The organism is Vibrio sp. Isolate25 (genome assembly GCF_022398025.1).
Classification (GTDB): domain Bacteria; phylum Pseudomonadota; class Gammaproteobacteria; order Enterobacterales; family Vibrionaceae; genus Vibrio; species Vibrio coralliilyticus_A.
In genome coordinates this window covers 36,005-56,805 of sequence record NZ_JAKEUT010000018.1, presented here as the reverse complement: position 1 = coordinate 56,805, position 20,801 = coordinate 36,005, and the positions used below count along the sequence as shown (strand labels likewise).

Genomic DNA, 20,801 nt, shown 5'->3' with positions numbered 1-20,801 from the left:
GGGTTACTCCTGTAACACGGTTTCGCCTTGCGTATCGCTTAGCGTCTTAATGATGACCGCTTGTTTGCTGCTCTCTGAAATCACACTGTAAGAAGCGGTCTGTTTAATCGCATGTTGCAACCAGTAGTGACGCTCCCCTTCCTCGCTTGGGTAGCTGATTTGCAGTGCCAAATACTGCATATTGTCACTGACTGGTAGCGTCACACTGTACACGCTTTTATCTTGGGTCGCGCTGGCGGCTAAGCTCTCTATCTCCGCATTTGGGTACCAACGCCCAGCAGTAAGCTCTTCTGCACTGGCTTGGGTATTGGTGCGCAGTATTACCCCTTGCTTAGCCACCGAATTGGGCAGCTGAATATGCACTTCAACCCCTACCAACGTTTTATGAGTATACCTATTGAAGGCTTGCACTTGCTCAATCGGCTTATGATATACCGTAGGCTGCTGAACAATACTGTGCAGATCAAATAAGGCCTCTTGAACCAGTTGACGATCCTGCTGTTCTCGCTCTGCTAGCGTCGCAGCTTGGCTCCAACGCGCTCGTTCAGGATGATAACCCCAAGGTAAGCGATCCAGCCACTTTTGATATTGATCCTGCTTTAACCCACTAAGAGCGGAGTTGACCCAGATATACGTAACGGTCAGGGCTAAAAGCGTAGCTGTTACTGGCCCACCAAAAATGAGGTTGACAGAAAGCAGCCCCGTTGAACCACCAAAGGCTTGCACTGCTCCAATTACTGACATACCGACCAAGGCAGATAAGTTAATCACTTCCAAAACTTTCTCACTGCCATGGACTTGATCTATTTTCTCGAAAGAGCGATAGGCTTCAATCCCAGAAGCTAACATACCAAAGCTTGCGGTGATGGCTAACCACTTATTAAACCTTTTAAGATCATCAACCGCTAAGCCTGTAAAACCTTCTGCCTTTTTATCTACCAACTGTTGCAATGACTTCATCGAGTGAGTTCTAAGCTGGCCTTCTGTTTTTACATTATTCCATAGCGCCCCTGTCCGTATCCCAGTCCATGCTGCTGCGACATAAAACAGCTTTTGTTGCACATCAAGAAAGTCATCCTCTGACATCAGCCCGGTTTCTTCAATCGTCATGATTGCATCCCCGAGCGCGATGGCGTTAAAGAGAAAAGCCAGAAAACTTAGGCCCCCGACATTTTCAAATAAGGTATGCAGATTTTTGACTTGATTGTTCAAGATCTTGCGCTGCAACTCTAATGTGCGCTGCACTAGGTTACCTTCCAGCACAATCCGCTGCGGATACCCCAAGGCATTGGCATTGACCACTTTTTGTAGGTGACGTTTTTTGTCCAGCAAGGCTTGGCGCTGTTTGCTTGATACCTTGTTACTGCGTTGGGCAGCAAGCTCTTGGTTGACCAGTTTTAACTCTTTGTGAGATTGATTCATACGCTCACGCCAATCTGCAAACTTGGCCGCATAGTCATTAGGTATAGTCACAGCAGTGGCATGGGCGACGATTTCAGCGAAGGCAGCACGCCAGTGGAAATGGTGGCGCTGCATGGGCTTAGAAAGAGTAGCCATCAGTAGCGAAGAGGCCTGAGCACTATAGCTCAATGAAAACTCAGCCACACCCCGCATTGCCGCGCTCGCCGCGGCCTTAAAGATTTTATCCAACTCTTGGAAGCCTTGCGCTAGATCTTTAAGGATCATGGTCTCCGAACTGTTGGGGTTCGACATAAAGTCGATGATTTTGGCATACATACCAGTGCGATTGCTCCACGCCGATACATGCTCCATGATGCCTTCTTGAGATTCACTATTGACCTCAAGTGGCGACGGTAACGCCCCTTCCAGCTTTTTATAGATGCTTCGGCTGAAGCCCGCTGTATAAAGTGGCAACATACTGGTGGGTTTTGACCACTGACTTTCCGCCCAGCCTCTATCGTCTTCTTCTATCACCAAACTGAAAGACTCGACTGCTTCAAGGTGAAGCTGGCTAAGGCTCCATTGCGTCTCTTCGCTGTATAAATCGAATATCTGCTCAAGGTGGTGTGGCGACAATGCTTCCAGTGCGGCGATAAAATCCTGCTTAGCGGCTACAACCTGAGCTAACATCGCTTCCTTCTGCTCAGATAACGCTTGCATTTCACTGAGCATTTGTTGCCAATTCAGCTGCCTACGCCAGCGATCCGTAGCTATCCACTGCTCGTAGCGACCAAATTGTGAGGCTGAAATACCAAATTCTTTTTGAATCGACTCCGCCACTAACGTGGTCTGGTGTTGGTAATAGTCAATATCCCCTTGTGAAAACGTCGAAGGCATTCCTTTTACGATAGGACCTTGCGATTGCTGGGTGAGCTCCAACATACCAAGATTGTCATAATACTCCCCCATCTTTTGATAAAACTCGAGTTGCTGACTCTTGCTTCTAACGCGGTAGGGAAAATCGATCTTGTCGCTGGCCCCAAACAAACACAATTGCATCGCCGTCTGCATCAATTGCCATTGGCTGGCGTATTGCTCGGTAAACAGCCGATAAGGGCTAGCAATGCTGGCAAAATGGATCGCCATATCTCGGACATCTGCGGCATGATCTGTGACCGCGACAAAATAAGCCGCCTCATCTTCAGGTAACGCACCGGTGATGTCGCTTTCAACCGCAACTGGCTTGATAGTGCTAGAGGCATCATCGGCCATCGTTACCACGCAGGACTGTGCAAAGCGCCCATCTTCTATGGCAGACGCTTCAATGTCAGCCACCTCGGTGAGGTTCTCAATCGGGCTGATATGACGCTGGTGGTCATTAGGCATAAGCACAACGGTTTGCATCCGACCAATGTGGGAGCTTGCATTGTCCAGAACCTTTAAGTACATGGTCCATGTCCAACGGTGCTCTGAAAAACACAGTGACAGCACACTGTCCTCAGAATAACTGAGGAAGGGAGAAGTTTTTTGAGGGCTACCCCGCTGCGATGATTGTGGGTCTTCACTTTCACTTAGTTTGTAATAGGTGAATTGAGCACCTTTCACCTCATACTCATCCAGCGTTTTTTGTTTGGCATCGTAGACATACAGCCAGCCATCTCTTAGCTGCCTTAGGGTGTAACTGAGTGTGTTCAACCGTGCAGGCCCTTGACCGCGCCAATGTTCCGGCAGGCCAAATGATTGTGTGTCTTCAGACTCTAACTGGTCCAAGGCGTAGCGCACGGGAACAAAGTGAGCGGGCGCCGCTTCGCTTGATGTTTTTGGCTTGGTAAACTTGCGCGGCTCCGGCTCTTTTTGGACAGGCGGCTCAATTTTTTCCGTCCCCCCTTCCCAGAACATACTGTGCTTAGGCGGAGAGCCTGCAACATCATCAGACGGATTCTCGGATACCTCAGCGAACGACAACAAATTGCCATCCGCTTCATAGGCAGCCGTCGCCTCTTCACAAGAATAGGCATGGTCAACCCAAAACATTGACGTTTTAGGGGGTAGTGGCAGGCTTTTACTCATCTTTTTACTCTGTCATTGGAACAAGGCTAACCTCAAGGCTGGAGCGCAAACCAAGCAAAAAGTACGCCCACTTTAATATTCTAATATATTCAAAAGGTTAGAGTTTTTTACGTCTCATCAATTACGAAAAATTGGAAAATCTTCCAATTTCTTGTGTTCAACCTTCAATTTTTGGTTGTCGTCTTATTCACTTTAAACGGTTCAATTCAAAGCTATCGCTTAAAACAAAGGCTCTAAGTACATCGCCTTAAAGCCTTTATTAAAACCGTTGAATTGCTATGCCGACTGAATGGGCTCTTGGTGCACCGCAGCACTGAAGCGATACAACACCGTAAGCCCCGGCAATGTCGCTATCGCCACATAAACCCCGACATAGGCAGAACTGAACGACATCGCTTCTGTCACAATCAGCGGCGTCAAACCACCAAAAATAGACAAGGCAATGTTGTAACCAATACCTAAGCTGGTGGTTTGGTTAGCGGATTGCTGCCATAGGAGTGCGGCGAGGTTACCCAAAATAATCGCGGCTAAAGCACTGATCCCCAACACTGCTAACGCTTGCCAGATAAATTCGCTGGAACCAAGCAGCGCAAACAAGGGGACCGCTGCAAACAGCATAAACAGCGCTCCGACTTTGAACGCTTGCTGAGGTGAAGAGCGTTTGTCGACAACAAAGGAAAATACGAACAGCAATACCACCAGTACTGACGAGTTGATCAGCGCCAGGTTCTCAATACCCATTGCTTTACCCAAGATACCACTGGCTAGGTTCTGCACATAAAACACCACCGCACCGAGAATGGAGATACAAAACACTTTGGCCACAATCTGACGACTAGACTTACTCGCCACCGCTTCAGCTTTCGGTAATTCTGGTAGAGACAAGCGCAAATACAGGCTTACCATGATATTCGCAACACCCACTAGCAGCGGTACTCGCCAGCCCCAAGCGCTCATCTCTTCCGCCGTTAAATAGTGTTCTAAGCCTGCTACGATAAGGAGAGAAATGATGACACCAACAATGGAACTCGCAACAATCAAGCTGCTCACACGTGAGCGTTCTGATTTCTTCGCATCGTACAGAAGGTAATTGATTAGGGTTGGGTATTCGCCACCAAAGCTAAACGCTTGAATCATTTGGAAGAATAAAAACACCACCACCACATACTGGCCAACAGTATCCACAGGGACAAACGCCATCGAGACAGTTGCTAGACCAGTCAGCAAATTACAAAAAACCAGCGCACGCTTACGGCCATATTTGTCGGCGTAACGACCTATCACGACGCCACCAAAAGGTCGGATCAAAAATCGCAGGGCAAATACGCCCCACACCACCAGCTCTGAGTGTTCAATGCCTTGGGTGGCAAATAGCTGGGAAATGTACATAGATATCGATGCGAATACAGCGATATCATAAAACTCCATGGCATTACCAAGGACAGCACTGGTGCGCTGTTTCCAGGTGAGTGACATTCTGTTTTACTCCTCTATAAGTTCTAATTGATTTCCATCGGGGTCTGAACAGAAAAAGTAACGGAAACGACCTAGCCTAGCGTTGTAAATAGTAGTGATGTTGGTGACTTCCGATAATTTTCTATGAAAGGCTTCAAGATCATTGACACGTAAAGCGAAGTGAGTGATGCCCACTCTTTTTAACGCGATCAATGATTCAGGAACTGGGGCTGAAACATCCCCACAAAAATGAAAAAGCTCGATTCTCGAGCCTTGGTTTTCCAACATATGAATGGTGACCTGCTCATCCCGATAACGTCGTTCAAGCTGGTAACCAAACAATGCATAGAAATCTTGGCTGGCAACTAAGTCGCTGACCGTTAGCGATACGTGATGAAACTGTCCAGACATGCGACGGTCACTCCGTGTTCCACCAGTTTTCTAAAAAATACCGAATCGGGCTGATTCTCACAGCCAAGTTTGCACTTGATGGTATAGATTCGGTGCGCTTCTTCCGCTTCTTGACAGCCGCGAAGTACAGCCACTTCTTGAAAGGTTTTCATCTCGAGAAAGTAACGTACGCTGGTCAGTTCATCCCGTGTCAGCGTCAGGTTACCAAACACATACGGCTTCTCTTCGTCATAATTCGACTGAGCGGTATTAGTGACTGACAAACTATCAATCGGGATCTGGATAGGTTTGTCACTCCAACACTCAAGAGCAAGATGATTGACCTTAGGACGGAACGCAATCGCTTGACTGACCACGTCACAGGGTAAAGGCGTGATAGGCAAAGAAATCGAAAGGATGTCGTACTGCGAACCTTGGTTGGTGACTATATCGACGCGATTATGGCTCGCTTGCGCTGATTCACGGAAGTTTTGGGCGCCTTGGCTATTCCACAAGTTAATACCCGGTTTTAAGCGTGAATGCAGGTTCTTATATAACTCGTCACCCCAATAGGCTAGATGCCATGAGTAGTTGGTCGAGACCGTCTTAACTTGCTCAAGTTGTGTATCCACCCGAGAAAAAGACACCGTCTGATCAACCCCCATATATTCGACATAGCGTTTGAATACATGGCACATCGCTTCCATATCAGCGTTACGTACATCCATGGTTTGTTAACGTTATCAGTAAAAAACAATATGCGCATCATACCTTATGCATTGGGTTTTACTACCAAAAAAGCCCTGACTTCGACTCACTAACACTAATTAAGATAAAAACAGATAAATCACATAACAACCCAATGGCGGCACCACCCAAAATTGACATTAATATCAATTAAAACAATAAGGTATACGTATGGAGGGATAATGCACATCAGCACTTTTTATTAATGACAACTATCTGTGTAATCGCGCCATAACCCCAAAAAATGGTTAATCACTATCCCCTAATCGGATGTTAAGGATGATTCAGCATGAGTCTGAGTGTTGAAATATATTCGTAACCTCACCTTAATATTCCAAAAATAGACTCGCGGCTTTTGATAACCAATACCGACGAGTCACGATGATAATCCGCAAGCATACTGCCTCTCTCCTTTTACCACTCGCCCTACTATCAGGCTGTGAAGATGAAGAAGCGAAAATAGACCCAGCACCCGGCCCAACACCTGGTCCAGCACCTTCAGGTCGATGGGTAACCGGTGATATGCACATCCACTCCACTGCGTCTGATGGTCATAACTTAATTACATCTGTGCTGGATATTGGCTACAACAAGTACGGAATGGACTATTTAATTTCGACCGATCACGGTGGCTTTAAGAGTTTTGAAATCTCCTCAGACAATATGTGGCGTATGGCTCGCCGAGGCTCATTTATCGTAGACTGGAAAGATCAGCAAGAGCCTCACAACCACGACTACGCCAAAGACAACTTTGAATACGCCAAGCACGAACGCGAGTATGCGTTTAACTCCAATATCATGCTGGAGCATCTGAACAATTATCGTCAACAGGAACTCGCTAGCGATAAGCTGCTATTAAAAGGCATGGAATGGACCGCCCCATACGTGGATGAGCATACCACGCTGTTTATCGATGAGGGCTATTATACTTCTGCAGAACTCAACAGCTTCCATAACCATTACTTTAAGGGCAACCCTAATGACCAATCCGAGGGTGGAGCCGACAAGCAAAATATGCTGGACGGCGTAGCTTACTTGCAACAAAACCACCCAACAAACAGTTTCTTCACATTAAACCACCCATCTCGAAAGCATGAGTATCGTATTGAAATTATCCGTGAAATGTTAGCCACAGGCCCCGATGTCTTTGCTGGTATGGAAGGAGCACCGGGACACCAACGTAATCCTGAGGCGCGAGGCTCATATGAAACGGTCACGCCGATCATGATGACAAATACCCAAGGTGAACACTACAAAGCCTACCATGGTACAACTTATGGCGGTTTTGATTATATGACAGCGAAAGTGGGCGGAGCATGGGATGCTTTATTATCAGAAGGTCATCAGTTCTCGATTTTCGTCGGCAGTGACTTTCATAGCATGCTCAAAGACTTTTGGCCCGGCGAGTACAGCAAAACCCACTTGTACCTCACTGAAGAGTCTCCACAGGGTATTATTAACGCAATTAAAAGCGGTAAATCTTTTGCTACACATGGTGACCTGATCACCGACCTAGATTTCCATATGACTCAAAATGGCAAAAAAGTTGAGATGGGCCGAAGCCAAGCCATTGATCATACTCTGCCAGCAACAGTAAATATTCAATTCATCATGCCAGACAAGAACCATAACGGCGATGATGTAAACGTAGAGTTCGTCGATGTCATTATGGGTACGATTACCAATCAGGTATTGCTACCCGGTGATGAAATGTATGACCAGCCATACACAGATCTGGCCAAAGTCATCCAGAGCTTCGAAAGCGGAACCGAAAGCTGGTTAAGAGAAGGCAACACAGTATCACTGAGCTTTACAATCCCCGCACAAGATAATCCTTATTATCTACGCCTGCGAGGTTCAAACACGCCAAAAGGTACGGAAAATTACGTAGATGAGCAAGGTAATCCAATCTCTGATCTCCATAAGGATCAATCAGATATTGCCGCGATGGCTTGGAAAGACTTGTGGTTCTACTCTAACCCGATTTACGTTAACCAACCTGCGAGAGACTGACCTAGGCGTTAAAAACCGATCAAGGTCACTTTGCCTTGTGCCATATCTTCAAGCTGACAAGAAAAGTCGACCCTCTTGTCAGCTTCTTTGCTGTACAAGGCCTCAAGTTTTTCAAATGCGGAAGGTATAAAACTGACATTTTTCAATCTCAGGCTTTTACGTGAATTACTATCCAGAAACGCCAGTGCAGATTTCTCCAATACCTGTTGGCAAGTATCGAGAATATCTTTACTCACCAATTTACTATGAATGGCACGTTGGAGATCTTGCTTGCTGATGGCTGAATTACTGCGAGAGAAAACGCAAATCGCATAGATGTCGAGAATAGCCACCGCGCGCGGCCTTTGCGTTTCGCCATCCTCGTACACGGCAAGCAGGCACGGGATTTTGCTTTCATCAAACGACTGCTGACGAATATTATTCAACACTAAGCGGTCACTCACCTCTCGCTTCATCAGCTTTTCCAACTGAGACAATTTAGGCAGCGCGAGCTCTTTTTGCACATCGTTAATGTTTTCCAATGCCCGCTCGCTTTCTTCTGCCCCCTGAACCAACGGCAAAAGTTTGCGATGCAGCTCTTTATCATCGAAAGGTTTAGACAGTACAAAACTGGCGCCAGCCGCCTTGGCTTGATTGATTTGCAACTGATCATCAACGGTGGTGATCATGCCCATCTTGATGTCCAACCCCAGCTTTTTGATTTCTTGAATTAAGGTCAACCCTGTCATATCCGGCATATACCAATCGGTGAGCACAATCTCTGGTTGCCATTGCTTAGCTTGCTCTAAGGCATCCAGAGCACTGTCTGTTTTCTGGATCGACAAACGGCGATAACCAAAATTTTCCAGCGCTCGCCGAACAATTTCTAATGTGGCTTTACTGTCATCGACAATCAGGATCTTCACAAATCGCATTCTACTCTAGCTGGGGGCTGTCTAAATTATAGGCACAATTTGTGATGACAACTAAACTTAGACTCTAATAGGATTCAAAAAACATGGAATGAGTTCATGGATTTAGCACCTCTTCTCACAGCAGAGAACCTCGTCGCCCTAGCGATCGATATGGGTCTTTTTATTCTGCTAGTCTGGTTTGTGATATTACTTTTGATACTGCGTGAGTTTCGCCATTTTGCGCGAGAGGTCGTTCATGGCCAAAATATGGACCGCAATACCTATGAACTGTGCCAACAGTCGGTTGACAGTGCCTTGAACTACACCGCAGAAAATAGTGACACACTGAATGACCTGATCATTATTCAGCAAGCATTAGAGGCACAAGTATCGCAAATCAAATCGGCTAATGAAGGAGGGCTAAGTGCTCAAGATCAGGAATCCATCGAAGACCTCAACCAAAAACTGAGTAAATCACATCAATTGATAAAAAAACTCAAAGGTGACCTCAACCGCAGCATTAAAGGGCTAAGAAAAGCCAAGAACAAACTCCTGAAGCAATCGGATACCGTAGAGAGCCTGCAACAAGAAAAAGAGCAACTAGAGAAACAGTTCGAGCAGCTTGAGCAAGAGTATGTCCAGATCAGTGAAGCTGGCGGCTTCAATAAGCTCGAACAAGACTATCAGCAAGAAAGACAACAATTGCTCGGCATCATAGAGACGTATAAGAAGAAAGCGGCTGAGAAAGGCGACATCGCTGAAGTGCGAACCCAACTTGAAGCTGTGCAGCAGCAACTGCACCATATCACCAAAGAGAAAGACTTTGTCGAGAAGAAATACCTCGACTTAATTAAAGAGAGTGAAGAAAAAAACCAGTCACCCACTTAGCTACTGGTTGATTGCTATTTCACACACATCACATTCAGCAAAGATGTGCCCTTCAGGTGATTAACTTTACCACTGTAGAATAAACCAATTCGATCTGCGCCCCAGTAGGGCAAATGCATTGGCCATTTATCTCGTGACATAACGTCAGCATTGAGCAAGGCTTGCCACTCTTTTTCCGTCGCCAAACGCATTCCCATTCGATAGCAAGTCTTATAAGCCATTTCATAATCCATGCGATTCCAAGGCAGTTCATGTTCCATATAGAACTGATCGTTACCAAACATGCTATACGGCACCTTATACTCGACACCGTTTATGGTGGCGTGCTGACGAATCGCCACCCCTTGGTCTCGCGGTTGTTCCGGCTTCGCTTGGGCTAAAGCTTTAGGCTCAGGTTTACTTGGTGCAGGAAGAACCGTTGTTTTTTGCTGTGCCACTTTAGTAGGTGGCTTGGCCGCCGACTTAGTAACTGGGACAGCTTTGGCCGTTGGTGCACCTTTCACGATTTCACGAATAAAAGCTTCTTTGTAATCCGGTAATTTTTTGACTTTAGCCAGATCGGACTTTGCTTCAGAAAAAGCTTTATACGGGCCAATCAAACAACGATACGCCTTCCCCTCTGGCTTAGCCCATACATCCGCACTGATGTGTTGATATATTTTCTTCGCTTCAGGCAAAGCCAGAGGCTTGCCATACACACCACACTGAATCCAGAAATAAGACGCCTGACCTTTTGGTTTTTGTTTTCCCCACATCCCCTTACCAATCGGGCAAGCAGCATCGAGCAAAGGCAAGGTGTCGCTAGAGGCCTGAGTTGCATCACACAAAAATTCTTCCGCATAGGCCGGAGCAGACTGCATTGGTAAAGCGAATACCGCAATGCTCATAAGTGCGATTAAAGGTCGCCTAAATGTAACGGCCATTCTCGTTCCCATATTCTTCATTCAAACCTTAAATTCGATGTCCATACTCTAAACGATAGAGTGCATTATTGACGACTCACTACTGAAAAAATTCAGATGCAAAAAAAGAGCCGTAACATGTTACGGCTCTTAGTGTAGTGAGGTTTTTATAACCAAATCTTAGGCTTGGATCACCCTTTGTAGATTTTCGGGTTAAATACATCACGTAGCCAGTCACCCAATAGATTGATAACCAACACTAGTGTCACCAGAACGACACCTGGGAAAGCCGTAATCCACCAAGCTCCTGAGAAGATGTAGTTAAAGCCGATACTGATCAGAGCGCCAAGTGATGGTTGATCTACCGGAAGGCCTAAGCCAAGGAAAGAAAGTGCCGCTTCTGACATGATGGCGTTTGCCACCTGAACCGTCGAGATAACCAAGATAGGCGACAAACAGTTCGGCAGAATATGGCGGAACATGATACGAGGAGCTTTAAAGCCCATGACTCGTGCAGCTTCCACGTATTCTTTCTTCTTCTCCGCCAAAACCGAAGCACGAATAGTTCGCGCATACTGCGGCCATTCAGCTACACCGATGATCACCACCAGCATAATTACCGCATACTGGGCGTAAAAGTCACTACCGAAGCTGGCTTTGAAAATAGCTGACACTATGATCGCCACCATCATCGTAGAGAATGACAACTGGACATCAGCAAAGCGCATCAGGAAGCTATCGATACGGCCACCGAAGTAACCCGCCGACAGGCCAATCACGATACCTAGTATCAATTGTAAGCCGACCGCCAAAAAGCCAATCGTCAATGACAAGCGAGAACCGTAAAGTATGGTTGAAAGGATGTCACGACCTTGCTCATCGGTACCAAGCACAAATCGCTCGTCACCGTCTTCCATCCAAGAAGGTGGCAATTCTGAGTCCATGATATCGATAGACGCGAGATCATACGGGTCAGTTGGCGACAACACTGGCGCAGCAAGTGCCATTACGAGGAATAACATAAACACGGTAAAGCTGGCCATCGCCACCTTGTCGCGTTTGAAATAATAAAGAAAATCCGATTGTTTGAAACGCTCCCAACGAGAAGGAGCAGCTACTGTTTGACTCATGATTATGCTCCTTTGCTTGTCAGGTTAACAGTCGGGTTGATGATACCGTATAGCAAATCCACAATGGTGTTAGTGACAACGAAAATCAGACCAACGAAAATTACGTAGGCGGTGATCAGCGGCGTATCCACACGGTTGATGGCTTCTAGGAAAAGGAAACCAGTACCCGGCCACTGGAACACAGTTTCTGTCAGAATGGTGTAGGCCACCATAGTACCGATTTGTACACCACCAACCGTCAACACAGGCAACATGGTATTTTTCAGGGCATGCTGGTAATAGATTTTATTAAGAGCAAGGCCTTTAGCCTTACCAAATTTAATGTACTCAGAGCTCAGCACTTCCAGCATTTCAGAACGAACCAGACGGATGAAAAGTGGCAGCATAATAGACGCCAGCGCAATACATGGCAGGATTAAGTGTGCAAGGCCATCAAGAGTAAAGTAGCCAGATTCCCAGCCGAACACATTGGCAGTTTCTCCCCGACCATAGGAAGGTAGCCAGCCAAGTTCAATTGAGAAGACATACATCAACATTATCGCGGTCAAAAAGACCGGAATAGAGATCCCGATACTACTGAACGCCATCACCACTTTGGTAAAGATACTTTTCGGGTGAATTGCCGAGTAAACGCCGAGAGGAATTGAACAAACAATGATGATCACTGTGGCACCAAACACCAATTCTAGTGTCGCCACCAATTTATCGAGAATTACTTCAACCGCTGGACGCTTGAAGAAATAAGAAGTCCCTAAGTCACCTTGTAGCGCAGCGCCAACAAAGCGAGTGTATTTCGTAATGAAGGGATCGTTAAGGCCGAGCTCATCACGGAGAGCTTGACGCTCCGCTTCAGAAACCGATTGACCAACAAGCTCACGCAACGGGTCACCCAGATTATCCTGAATGGCAAACGCCACCAAACTGATCACAAACATCACTATCAGTGCCTGAAACAGGCGCTTGACCAGAAACGAAAACATTCCTTGCCCCTTTAACTTTCCGTAGATTTCAGTCTGCTAAACCAGAAAAACTCATCTGATCGCACTTTCAGTCTGAAAAATGGCACCTAACCCGACTGAAACAAAGCTAAGCACCAAAAAATTAAGTATTGGCACCCGAAAAGGGTGCCAATATTCCAACTTAATTCTGTGAGGGGTTATTTCACCACCAAGTCACCGAAGTAAGGGAAGTTCATCGCGTTCACGATTGGCGCGATATCAACGTTAGATTTTGCACCCCAAGCAAGGTTCTGCCAGTGTAGAGGAACAAACGCCGCTTCGTTGTACAGCGTTGCTTCTACTTTCTGAAGCATCTCTGCACGCTTAGCTGGGTCCGTTTCTACGTTTGACGCGTTAACCAACTTATCCACTTCTGGGTTCGAGTAGTGACCACAGTTGTATTGGCCTTTACCTGTTGCTTCATCACGCGTCATGGTTAGGAACTCAGAGAAGTTCGCTGAATCTTCTGTATCTGAGTGCCAACCAATCATCAGCATGTCAGCCGCACACTTGTCGAACTCTGGCCAGTATTGCGCTTTAGGCATAGTCTTCAGATCCACTTTGATACCGATCTTAGACAGCATGGCCGCCGCAGCCTGAGCAATTTTCGCATCGTTTACGTAGCGGTTATTTGGCGCCATCATTGTTAGCGTGAAGCCTTTCTCGTAACCCGCTTCCTTCATCAGCTCTTTGGCTTTCTTCAGGTCATAGCGTGGCACTAGGTCTGCTTGGTAACCAGCGTAACCTTCTGGGCCTTGCTGACCAGCAACCGTGGCAAAGCCTTTCATGATTTTCTTCACAATGCCTTCGTTGTTGATCGCGTGAACAATCGCCTGGCGAACACGAACATCTTTCAGTGCTTCATTACTGTTTTGGTTCATTTGGAACGTGATGATACGTGTACCTGGTAATGTCACTAGGTCTACGTTCTTCGCCCCTTTGACACGCTTGTGATCGTTTGGCGCCACCGGTGCAATCATGTCTACATCACCAGAAAGTAGCGCGGCAACACGTGTCGCGTCTTCTTTGATTGGTACAAGCGTTAGCTTATCTACGTTACCTGTGTCTTTGTCCCAGTAATCACCAAAACGCTCAAATGTGACTTTTACACCTTGCTCACGCTGAGTAACGATAAACGGACCAGTACCAGAAACGTTCGTTGAAGCGAACGAGTTACCGTGCTTCACCACTTCCGCTTTGTCTTTGCCATCTTCTGTCTTACCAGAGTAGAACTTGCTGTCCATCGGGAAGATGTAAGTTGCCGTTTGTAGAACTAGTGGGTAAGCCCCTTTCGAGATTAGCTCAACCGTATAGTCGTCTACTTTTACCATCTTCTCGTATGGTTCGAAGATAGCTTTGAAGTCAGGAGAGTCTTTCAGACGGTCAAACGTCCAAACTACGTCGTCAGCCGTCAGTTCGTTACCAGAGTGGAACTTCACGCCTTTACGCAATTGGAAGCGGAAAGTTGTGTCATCAACACGCTCCCATTTCTCAGCTAGGCGAGGTTCAAAATCAAACTTTTGTGTGTAACGAACTAGTGGATCAAACACCATGTGAGACATTTGCAGAGTACCGCCTGATAGCTGCTCATGCGGGTCCAGAGATACTGGGTCAGCATCGTAAGCCACTGTGATATCTGCTGCTGCTGCGCTAAAGCTCAAGCCAGCTGCCATTAAAGCCACTGCTAGTTTGCTTTTCATGGTTTTCATTGCATAACTCCTTATGCGGGATTCATCCCTAGTTGTTGTGTTTGCTTCTGTTTGGTCACCCAAGTACATCTGGGTAATGTCTACGACTTACGCCGTTTTTACTTCTTCTCTTAAACCTGTAAATTCAGGCATTAAGGAAATCAGTTGTTGACTGTATTCATGCTGTGGTGAATTGAACAGCTGCTCGGTTGGCGCAACTTCCAATAGTGTTCCCATTTGCATCACACCCACTCGATCGCACATTTGGCGAATCACAGGGAGATCGTGACTGATAAACAACATGGTGAGATTTAACTCATCTTGTAAGTCTTTTAATAGGTTAAGAATTTGTGCCTGAACCGATACATCCAGTGCGGACGTTGGTTCATCACAAATCAGAAGACGTGGACGAGTCGCTAGAGCACGCGCAATCGAAATGCGCTGACGCTGACCACCTGAGAATTCATGTGGATACTTCACACCAGCCATCTTTCCCAAACCAACGTGATCAAGCAGATCGTTGACGATCTGTCTGGTTTCCGTTTCATCGCGGGTTAGCTTATGGAAACGGATTGGCTCAGCAATGATGTCAAAGATCTTCATCCGTGGGTTCATAGATGTGTATGGGTTCTGAAACACCATCTGCATCTGACGACGAAGTGGACGACGCTCTTTTTCAGATTTTAGCGAAGTCAGATCAATACCTTCAAAAGTAACCTTGCCCGAGTTTGGCTGATACAGACCCGCAATCACACGTGCAATGGTTGACTTACCCGAGCCCGATTCACCCACCAAACCGAAGGTTTCCCCTTCGAAAACTTCAAAGCTGACATTGTTCGATGCCTGCACGTACTCACGACGGCTTTCAAACAATGAATCCTTGGTGGTAAAGCGAAGATTGACATTCTCTACGGTCAACAATGAACCTGTGTATTCACGATGATCCTGACTTTGGCCTAGCCAATGATTTTTCACATCCAAAGGCGCCATCTCATGAGCTTCTTCGATGTAACTCACCAGAGGGAAACGCTCAAGCTTCATATCTGAGCGAGGAACAGCAGAAATCAAGCTGCGAGTATATGAATGGTCAGGATCGCCTAATACTTTTGCTGTCGGGCCAAACTCAACTAAGTCGCCTCGATACATGACCGCAACACGATCCGTGACATTAGAAACCACGCCCATATCGTGGGTGACCAACATACAACCAACATTATTCTTGATACACAATTCGCGGATCAGGCTCAGAATTTGGTCTTGAATAGAGACGTCCAACGCCGTGGTCGGTTCGTCAGCGATGATCAAATCAGGCTCACCGGCAAGCGCAATAGCAATAACAACACGTTGGCGCATACCACCTGAGAATTGGTGAGGGTACTGCTTAAGGCGATTTTCTGGCTGTGGAATACCGACTTGCTGCATTAAAGATAAGGCACGCTGATAAGCTTCTTCATCTGACACATTCATGTTGGCGTGAATAGTCTCTTTCAGCTGGTGCTCAACCGTAAATAGCGGGTTAAGGGAAGTCATTGGATCTTGAAAAATAAACCCAATTTTTGAGCCTCGAACTTGTCGCATCTCTTCAGCCGATAAACCGGAGATCAACTCACCGTCCAAATAGACATCACCACTGGCGATACGGCCAGGAGGGCTAAGCAAATCGATCACAGCATTACCAACTGTTGACTTACCCGCACCAGATTCCCCAACCACACCCACGATTTCGCCTCGCTCAATATTGAGCGATAACGATTTAACCGCTGCATGCACACCATGACGCGACGGGTATTCAATACGAAGATTTTTAACTTCTAAGAGTGACATTAACCAGACCTCTACTGCTTTGGCAGCTTTCTGCCCTGTCTGAAAAGTGAATCCATTCAAGCCAGCTCGTCACCCAATCCAAAAAGCGAATTGGGTATATCGTTCTGGCAATTTACAAGGTCATCAATTTGGCAAAAAATTCACAGAAAAGCAACAAACATAGGATAAAAAGTCGAGTTCGAACAAAAACCAAGCAGCTTATGAAAATAAATATGCAATCAAGCTAGATCATCGGTTGGTCATACCTGTACGCAAACCTCAGCCTCAGAGTAAGATTAATAAGCAGATCAGTTATAACTTAAAACCTTTAGCCATAAAAAACGATGAATATTAATTCACAAAAAAGACCAGCCAACCCTTTAACAAAATAAAAACATTAGGTCAGATAAAATTTATTTGTTAGACCTAAACTCCACAAAAATGAAAATCAACCAAATATAGAACCAGATTAAAACCAAAAAGACAGACTAAATGACTATGGTTACTTTCACACCAAACAGCAAGTATCACCACACGATTATGCGTAACTATTAAATGCATAATCAGCACATATAACTGAGCGCTCTTTATTCAAGCGTTACCAAGAAAGCTTTTGTATAACCATGTTTAACAATCTATGCGCCATTCATGTTCGGGCTCATTCAAACCTGTTGGGACCATGAAAGCGTGGCATTGTATGTACCTCTGGATTAAACCATTGGAGAGCAGAAAAGAGGGATACTAAAGCGGAAAGAGGCTTGAGCCCGTTAGTAGACTTAATGATGAGTATTCAATGCAAAAAAGCCCCGACATTACTGTCGAGGCTTTCAATAGTGGTCGGTGAAGAGGGATTCGAACCCCCGACCCTCTGGTCCCAAACCAGATGCGCTACCAAGCTGCGCTATTCACCGACGATGAATTTTTTTTTACTTGGTTTACGTTATAGACCCTCTGGTCCCGCTTATTCCAAGAGCCGAGATGCGATACAAATAATGCTATTCGCCGACTTATATTTATCTTGAATAGAGTCAAGAAAGGAAGCAATGCCACCTGAGTAATGGGGTGGCTAACGGGACTTGAACCCGCGACAACTGGAATCACAATCCAGGGCTCTACCAACTGAGCTATAGCCACCATCAAAATTTTGATGTTTACCGCTCTTAAAAGCCATAAACGAAAGAGTGGTCGGTGAAGAGGGATTCGAACCCCCGACCCTCTGGTCCCAAACCAGATGCGCTACCAAGCTGCGCTATTCACCGACTTATGTTTTATCTCGAATGATTCAAGAATGGAGACAATGCCACCAAAATAATGGGGTGGCTAACGGGACTTGAACCCGCGACAACTGGAATCACAATCCAGGGCTCTACCAACTGAGCTATAGCCACCATTATACTGCCAATTTAACTTACCTTAGTAAGCGTCCGGATGGCGCGCCCGAAAGGATTCGAACCTTCGACCTTTGGCTCCGGAGGCCAACGCTCTATCCAGCTGAGCTACGGGCGCATGCCCTATCGGCGGAGTGGAATAATACGTATATCACACTAGGCCGTCTAGTACTTTTTAAACTTTTTTTATCGTTTGGCGCCTTTTTGGGCAATTAAAGTGTGATAAACCCCTATTTCCCATTAGATAACCCCATGGAAGCGGGTAACTTGTTGTTTATTGCAACAAGTTATCAGGATATAATCACCCAATATTTACATTGATTTAACAGCAAAACGCTGTGGATCAAACCACACTCTAATAATAGGTAAGCACGAACTTACCTTCAGGAATGTAAAGTGAGTTTAATGGATATGTCTCGAAAAATCTTAACCGCTTTGGTCGCTGCGATCACTTTTTCTAGCGCCTCTTTTGCAGCTAATGTTAGCCAAGAAGACTATGATGCGATTGCAGAGCGCATTAAACCTGTCGGTGATGTGTACCTTGCAGGTTCAGAACCAGTCAAAGCAGAGCCAACCGGTCCACGTGATGGCGCGACCGTGTATGGCACCTTCTGTATTGCTTGCCACGCATCAGGCGTTAGTGGCGCACCAAAAACCGGTGATGCTGGTGACTGGGGTCCGCGAATTGCACAGGGCAAAGACGTGCTGAAAGACCACGCTATCAACGGCTTTAATGCTATGCCAGCGAAAGGGTCCTGTATGGATTGTTCAGACGATGAAATCGTTGCGGCAATTGAGCACATGATTGCCGGCCTGTAATTCGTCTTTATATAAGAAGCGATTCGAAAAAGGGCTTGGTTTTCACCAAGCCCTTTTCATTACTGCCTTCTATAAACAGTACATCAATCTTTATTAAACATCGCTCGAATATTAGCGATATGTGCCTGCCCTTTTGCCATTCGTTCTTCTTGGGTCTGGGGCTTTTTATTCACTTCCCACTCTACATCATCAAACGGTAATTCATCTAGGAATCGACTTTGGGTCGGTTTAATTAATTCGCCAAATTGGCGACGCTCTTTACACATGGTAAAGGTCAACTCGCGCTGTGCACGGGTGATCCCTACGTACATCAGACGGCGCTCTTCTTCAACATTGTCTTCATCTATACTGTTTTGGTGAGGCAAAATACCTTCTTCCGCACCAATCAAATACACATAAGGGAATTCAAGACCTTTCGAAGCATGTAGCGTCATTAGTTGAACAGCATCACTGTCCTCATCTTCTTCCCCTCGCTCCATCATGTCACGCAGTGTCAGGCGCTGAACGACTTCTTTAAGGCTCTTTTCTTCCTGATCGTAATTGTCTCCCTCCAGATCTGCGACAATCCAGGAGTACAGATCAGAAACGTTTTTCATCCGCATCTCTGCCGCTTTGGGACTGGCAGAGGTTTCATACAGCCAATCTTCATAATTGATATCACGAACCAATGAACGTACCGCTTCCACCGTATCACCACGCTCGCTTTGGTCTGCTATTTTCACTAACCACTGAGTAAAACGGCGTAGGTTCTCTAGCCCTCGCCCAGTGAGATGCTGTTCCAGCCCTATCTCAAAACTGCACTCAAACAGGCTTTTACCACGCATATTGGCGTAACTGCCCAGTTTTTCCAAGGTTACCGGGCCAATTTCACGCCGTGGCGTATTCACAATACGTAAAAACGCATTGTCATCATCAGGATTCACCAACACGCGCAGGTACGCCATGATGTCTTTGATTTCCGAGCGGGCAAAAAACGAGGTGCCGCCTGAGAGCTTATAGGACACTCGGTTCTGCATCAGAGATTTTTCAATCAGACGAGATTGGTGGTTACCACGATATAAAATGGCATAGTCGCGATAATCAGTACGATTAAGAAACTTATGGGCGATCAGCTCACCGGTCACCCGCTCCGCTTCATGTTCTTCATCTTTAGCCAGTAACACCTTGAGCTTTTCACCATCGGGTATTTCAGAAAACAGTGACTTTTCATACACGTGTGGGTTGTTGGCGATGAGAATATTGGCAGCACGCAGAATGCGGCTGGTTGAGCGATAGTTTTGCTCCAGTTTGATCAGACGAAGATTCGGATAGTCTTCACCAAGTAAGACCAAGTTCTGAGGTTTGGCACCACGCCAAGAATAAATCGACTGGTCATCATCTCCCACAACCGTTAGGCGGCCACGCTCACCGACAATCAATTTCACCAGCTCATATTGGCTGGTGTTAGTATCTTGGTACTCGTCAACGAGCAAATAACGAATGCGGTTTTGCCAACGCTGACGGACTTCTTCATTGGTACGCAGCAGCAGAACTGGTAAAGCGATCAGATCATCAAAATCGAGGGCGTTATAGGCTTTCATCTGCTTTTGATACATTTCAAAGCAGAACGCAAACAGTTGCTGTTGCTCACCCTGCGCGCGCGCTTTGGCTTCATCAGGGGTCAGCATGTCATTTTTCCAGTTAGAAATCGTACTGAGCAATTGACGCAATAAATCTTTATCGCCATCCAACTGCTTCTCCGTCAGCTCTTTCAGTAGCGCTAACTGGTCTTGATCATCAAACAAAGAAAAGCCCGCCTTTAACCCCAGCGACTTATATTCTCGTTTGATAATGTTGAGGCCCAAAGTATGGAAAGTCGAAACCATCAAGCCTTTCGATTCGTTTTTACCTAACGTCTGGCCGACACGCTCTTTCATTTCACGTGCTGCTTTATTAGTAAACGTCACCGCAGCAATATTGCGCGCCTTATAACCACACTGCTGAACCAAATACGCAATCTTATTAGTAATAACGCGAGTTTTGCCAGATCCCGCTCCCGCCAAAACCAGACAAGGTCCTGATACATATTTTACAGCTTGGTCTTGATTGGGGTTCAGCTTCATAAAGATCTCTGAGGTCAAATTCTTTGGCGCCTATAATAATGCTGCAACAGATCGATTGCTATGCTTAATCGACACCGACTAGTGCCAGCTAAAATGATCTCATTACCTATAAAT

At 46.1% G+C, this 20,801-nt stretch carries 14 protein-coding genes and 5 tRNA genes; 3 read left to right on the top strand and 16 right to left on the bottom strand.

Features of this window, described 5'->3' with window-relative positions; genetic code table 11:
• Positions 1-3 precede the first annotated feature (3 nt).
• The 4 genes from L1D15_RS20070 to L1D15_RS20055 form a co-directional block, all read right to left on the bottom strand.
• A complete protein-coding gene (locus tag L1D15_RS20070; protein ID WP_239876819.1) occupies positions 4-3,471 on the bottom strand; it encodes a T6SS effector BTH_I2691 family protein in 3,468 nt (1,155 codons plus the stop codon).
• A 276-nt stretch (positions 3,472-3,747) separates the two neighbouring features.
• A complete protein-coding gene (locus L1D15_RS20065; RefSeq protein ID WP_239876818.1) occupies positions 3,748-4,947 on the bottom strand; it encodes an MFS transporter in 1,200 nt (399 codons plus the stop codon).
• Between the two features lie 6 nt (positions 4,948-4,953).
• Positions 4,954-5,337 (bottom strand): VOC family protein, encoded by a 384-nt coding sequence (locus L1D15_RS20060; protein ID WP_239876817.1) that lies wholly within the window; start codon positions 5,335-5,337, stop codon positions 4,954-4,956.
• Positions 5,307-6,044: a hypothetical protein gene (locus tag L1D15_RS20055; protein ID WP_239876816.1), complete on the bottom strand. Its 738-nt coding sequence runs from the start codon at positions 6,042-6,044 to the stop codon at positions 5,307-5,309. The genes L1D15_RS20060 and L1D15_RS20055 overlap by 31 nt, the downstream gene beginning before the upstream one ends.
• Before the next feature lie 400 nt (positions 6,045-6,444).
• Between L1D15_RS20055 and L1D15_RS20050 the strand changes: the two genes are divergently transcribed.
• The gene (locus L1D15_RS20050; protein WP_239876815.1) at positions 6,445-8,076 is read left to right on the top strand and encodes a hypothetical protein; all 1,632 of its coding nucleotides are present in this window, start codon (positions 6,445-6,447) and stop codon (positions 8,074-8,076) included.
• An 8-nt stretch (positions 8,077-8,084) separates the two neighbouring features.
• Here L1D15_RS20050 and L1D15_RS20045 read toward each other — a convergent pair whose 3' ends face one another.
• On the bottom strand, positions 8,085-8,981 hold the full coding sequence (locus L1D15_RS20045) for a response regulator (protein ID WP_239838774.1): 897 nt from the start codon (positions 8,979-8,981) through the stop codon (positions 8,085-8,087).
• 105 nt (positions 8,982-9,086) lie between these two features.
• Here L1D15_RS20045 and L1D15_RS20040 point away from each other — a divergent pair, with 105 nt between their 5' ends.
• Entirely contained in the window at positions 9,087-9,857 is a 771-nt protein-coding gene (locus tag L1D15_RS20040; protein ID WP_239876814.1) for a chromosome partitioning protein ParA, read from the top strand.
• Positions 9,858-9,871: 14 nt separating this feature from the next.
• Here L1D15_RS20040 and L1D15_RS20035 read toward each other — a convergent pair whose 3' ends face one another.
• From L1D15_RS20035 to L1D15_RS19990, 10 genes are all read right to left on the bottom strand, one after another.
• Positions 9,872-10,780: an SPOR domain-containing protein gene (locus L1D15_RS20035; RefSeq protein WP_239876813.1), complete on the bottom strand. Its 909-nt coding sequence runs from the start codon at positions 10,778-10,780 to the stop codon at positions 9,872-9,874.
• Positions 10,781-10,950: 170 nt separating this feature from the next.
• A complete protein-coding gene (locus tag L1D15_RS20030; RefSeq protein WP_239838722.1) occupies positions 10,951-11,889 on the bottom strand; it encodes an ABC transporter permease in 939 nt (312 codons plus the stop codon).
• A gap of 2 nt (positions 11,890-11,891) precedes the next feature.
• Positions 11,892-12,869, bottom strand: a complete 978-nt coding sequence (locus L1D15_RS20025; RefSeq protein ID WP_239876812.1) for an ABC transporter permease — start codon at positions 12,867-12,869, stop codon at positions 11,892-11,894.
• Positions 12,870-13,045: 176 nt separating this feature from the next.
• A complete protein-coding gene (locus L1D15_RS20020) occupies positions 13,046-14,596 on the bottom strand; it encodes an ABC transporter substrate-binding protein (RefSeq protein WP_239869838.1) in 1,551 nt (516 codons plus the stop codon).
• An 87-nt stretch (positions 14,597-14,683) separates the two neighbouring features.
• Positions 14,684-16,399: an ABC transporter ATP-binding protein gene (locus L1D15_RS20015; RefSeq protein WP_239876811.1), complete on the bottom strand. Its 1,716-nt coding sequence runs from the start codon at positions 16,397-16,399 to the stop codon at positions 14,684-14,686.
• Between the two features lie 813 nt (positions 16,400-17,212).
• Positions 17,213-17,289: transfer RNA gene (locus L1D15_RS20010), tRNA-Pro, on the bottom strand.
• Positions 17,290-17,436: 147 nt separating this feature from the next.
• Positions 17,437-17,512: transfer RNA gene (locus L1D15_RS20005), tRNA-His, on the bottom strand.
• A gap of 48 nt (positions 17,513-17,560) precedes the next feature.
• Positions 17,561-17,637: transfer RNA gene (locus L1D15_RS20000), tRNA-Pro, on the bottom strand.
• A 53-nt stretch (positions 17,638-17,690) separates the two neighbouring features.
• A tRNA-His gene (locus L1D15_RS19995) sits at positions 17,691-17,766 on the bottom strand.
• A 41-nt stretch (positions 17,767-17,807) separates the two neighbouring features.
• Positions 17,808-17,884 (bottom strand) — tRNA-Arg (locus L1D15_RS19990).
• A 287-nt stretch (positions 17,885-18,171) separates the two neighbouring features.
• Here L1D15_RS19990 and L1D15_RS19985 point away from each other — a divergent pair.
• Positions 18,172-18,585 (top strand): cytochrome c5 family protein, encoded by a 414-nt coding sequence (locus L1D15_RS19985; protein WP_239838775.1) that lies wholly within the window; start codon positions 18,172-18,174, stop codon positions 18,583-18,585.
• 83 nt (positions 18,586-18,668) lie between these two features.
• Here L1D15_RS19985 and rep read toward each other — a convergent pair whose 3' ends face one another.
• The gene (gene rep, locus L1D15_RS19980; RefSeq protein ID WP_239876810.1) at positions 18,669-20,687 is read right to left on the bottom strand and encodes a DNA helicase Rep; all 2,019 of its coding nucleotides are present in this window, start codon (positions 20,685-20,687) and stop codon (positions 18,669-18,671) included.
• Positions 20,688-20,801: the final 114 nt, after the last annotated feature.

Coding starts and splice junctions, on each gene's coding strand:
- L1D15_RS20050 (WP_239876815.1), top strand. CDS start 6,445: ATGATAATCCGCAAGCATACTGCCTCTCTCCTTTTACCACTCGCCCTA.
- L1D15_RS19985 (WP_239838775.1), top strand. CDS start 18,172: ATGGATATGTCTCGAAAAATCTTAACCGCTTTGGTCGCTGCGATCACT.
- L1D15_RS20030 (WP_239838722.1), bottom strand. CDS start 11,889: ATGAGTCAAACAGTAGCTGCTCCTTCTCGTTGGGAGCGTTTCAAACAA.
- rep (WP_239876810.1), bottom strand. CDS start 20,687: ATGAAGCTGAACCCCAATCAAGACCAAGCTGTAAAATATGTATCAGGA.
- L1D15_RS20070 (WP_239876819.1), bottom strand. CDS start 3,471: ATGAGTAAAAGCCTGCCACTACCCCCTAAAACGTCAATGTTTTGGGTT.
- L1D15_RS20025 (WP_239876812.1), bottom strand. CDS start 12,869: ATGTTTTCGTTTCTGGTCAAGCGCCTGTTTCAGGCACTGATAGTGATG.
- L1D15_RS20065 (WP_239876818.1), bottom strand. CDS start 4,947: ATGTCACTCACCTGGAAACAGCGCACCAGTGCTGTCCTTGGTAATGCC.
- L1D15_RS20055 (WP_239876816.1), bottom strand. CDS start 6,044: ATGGATGTACGTAACGCTGATATGGAAGCGATGTGCCATGTATTCAAA.
- L1D15_RS20040 (WP_239876814.1), top strand. CDS start 9,087: ATGGATTTAGCACCTCTTCTCACAGCAGAGAACCTCGTCGCCCTAGCG.
- L1D15_RS20035 (WP_239876813.1), bottom strand. CDS start 10,780: ATGGCCGTTACATTTAGGCGACCTTTAATCGCACTTATGAGCATTGCG.
- L1D15_RS20060 (WP_239876817.1), bottom strand. CDS start 5,337: ATGTCTGGACAGTTTCATCACGTATCGCTAACGGTCAGCGACTTAGTT.
- L1D15_RS20015 (WP_239876811.1), bottom strand. CDS start 16,399: ATGTCACTCTTAGAAGTTAAAAATCTTCGTATTGAATACCCGTCGCGT.
- L1D15_RS20020 (WP_239869838.1), bottom strand. CDS start 14,596: ATGAAAACCATGAAAAGCAAACTAGCAGTGGCTTTAATGGCAGCTGGC.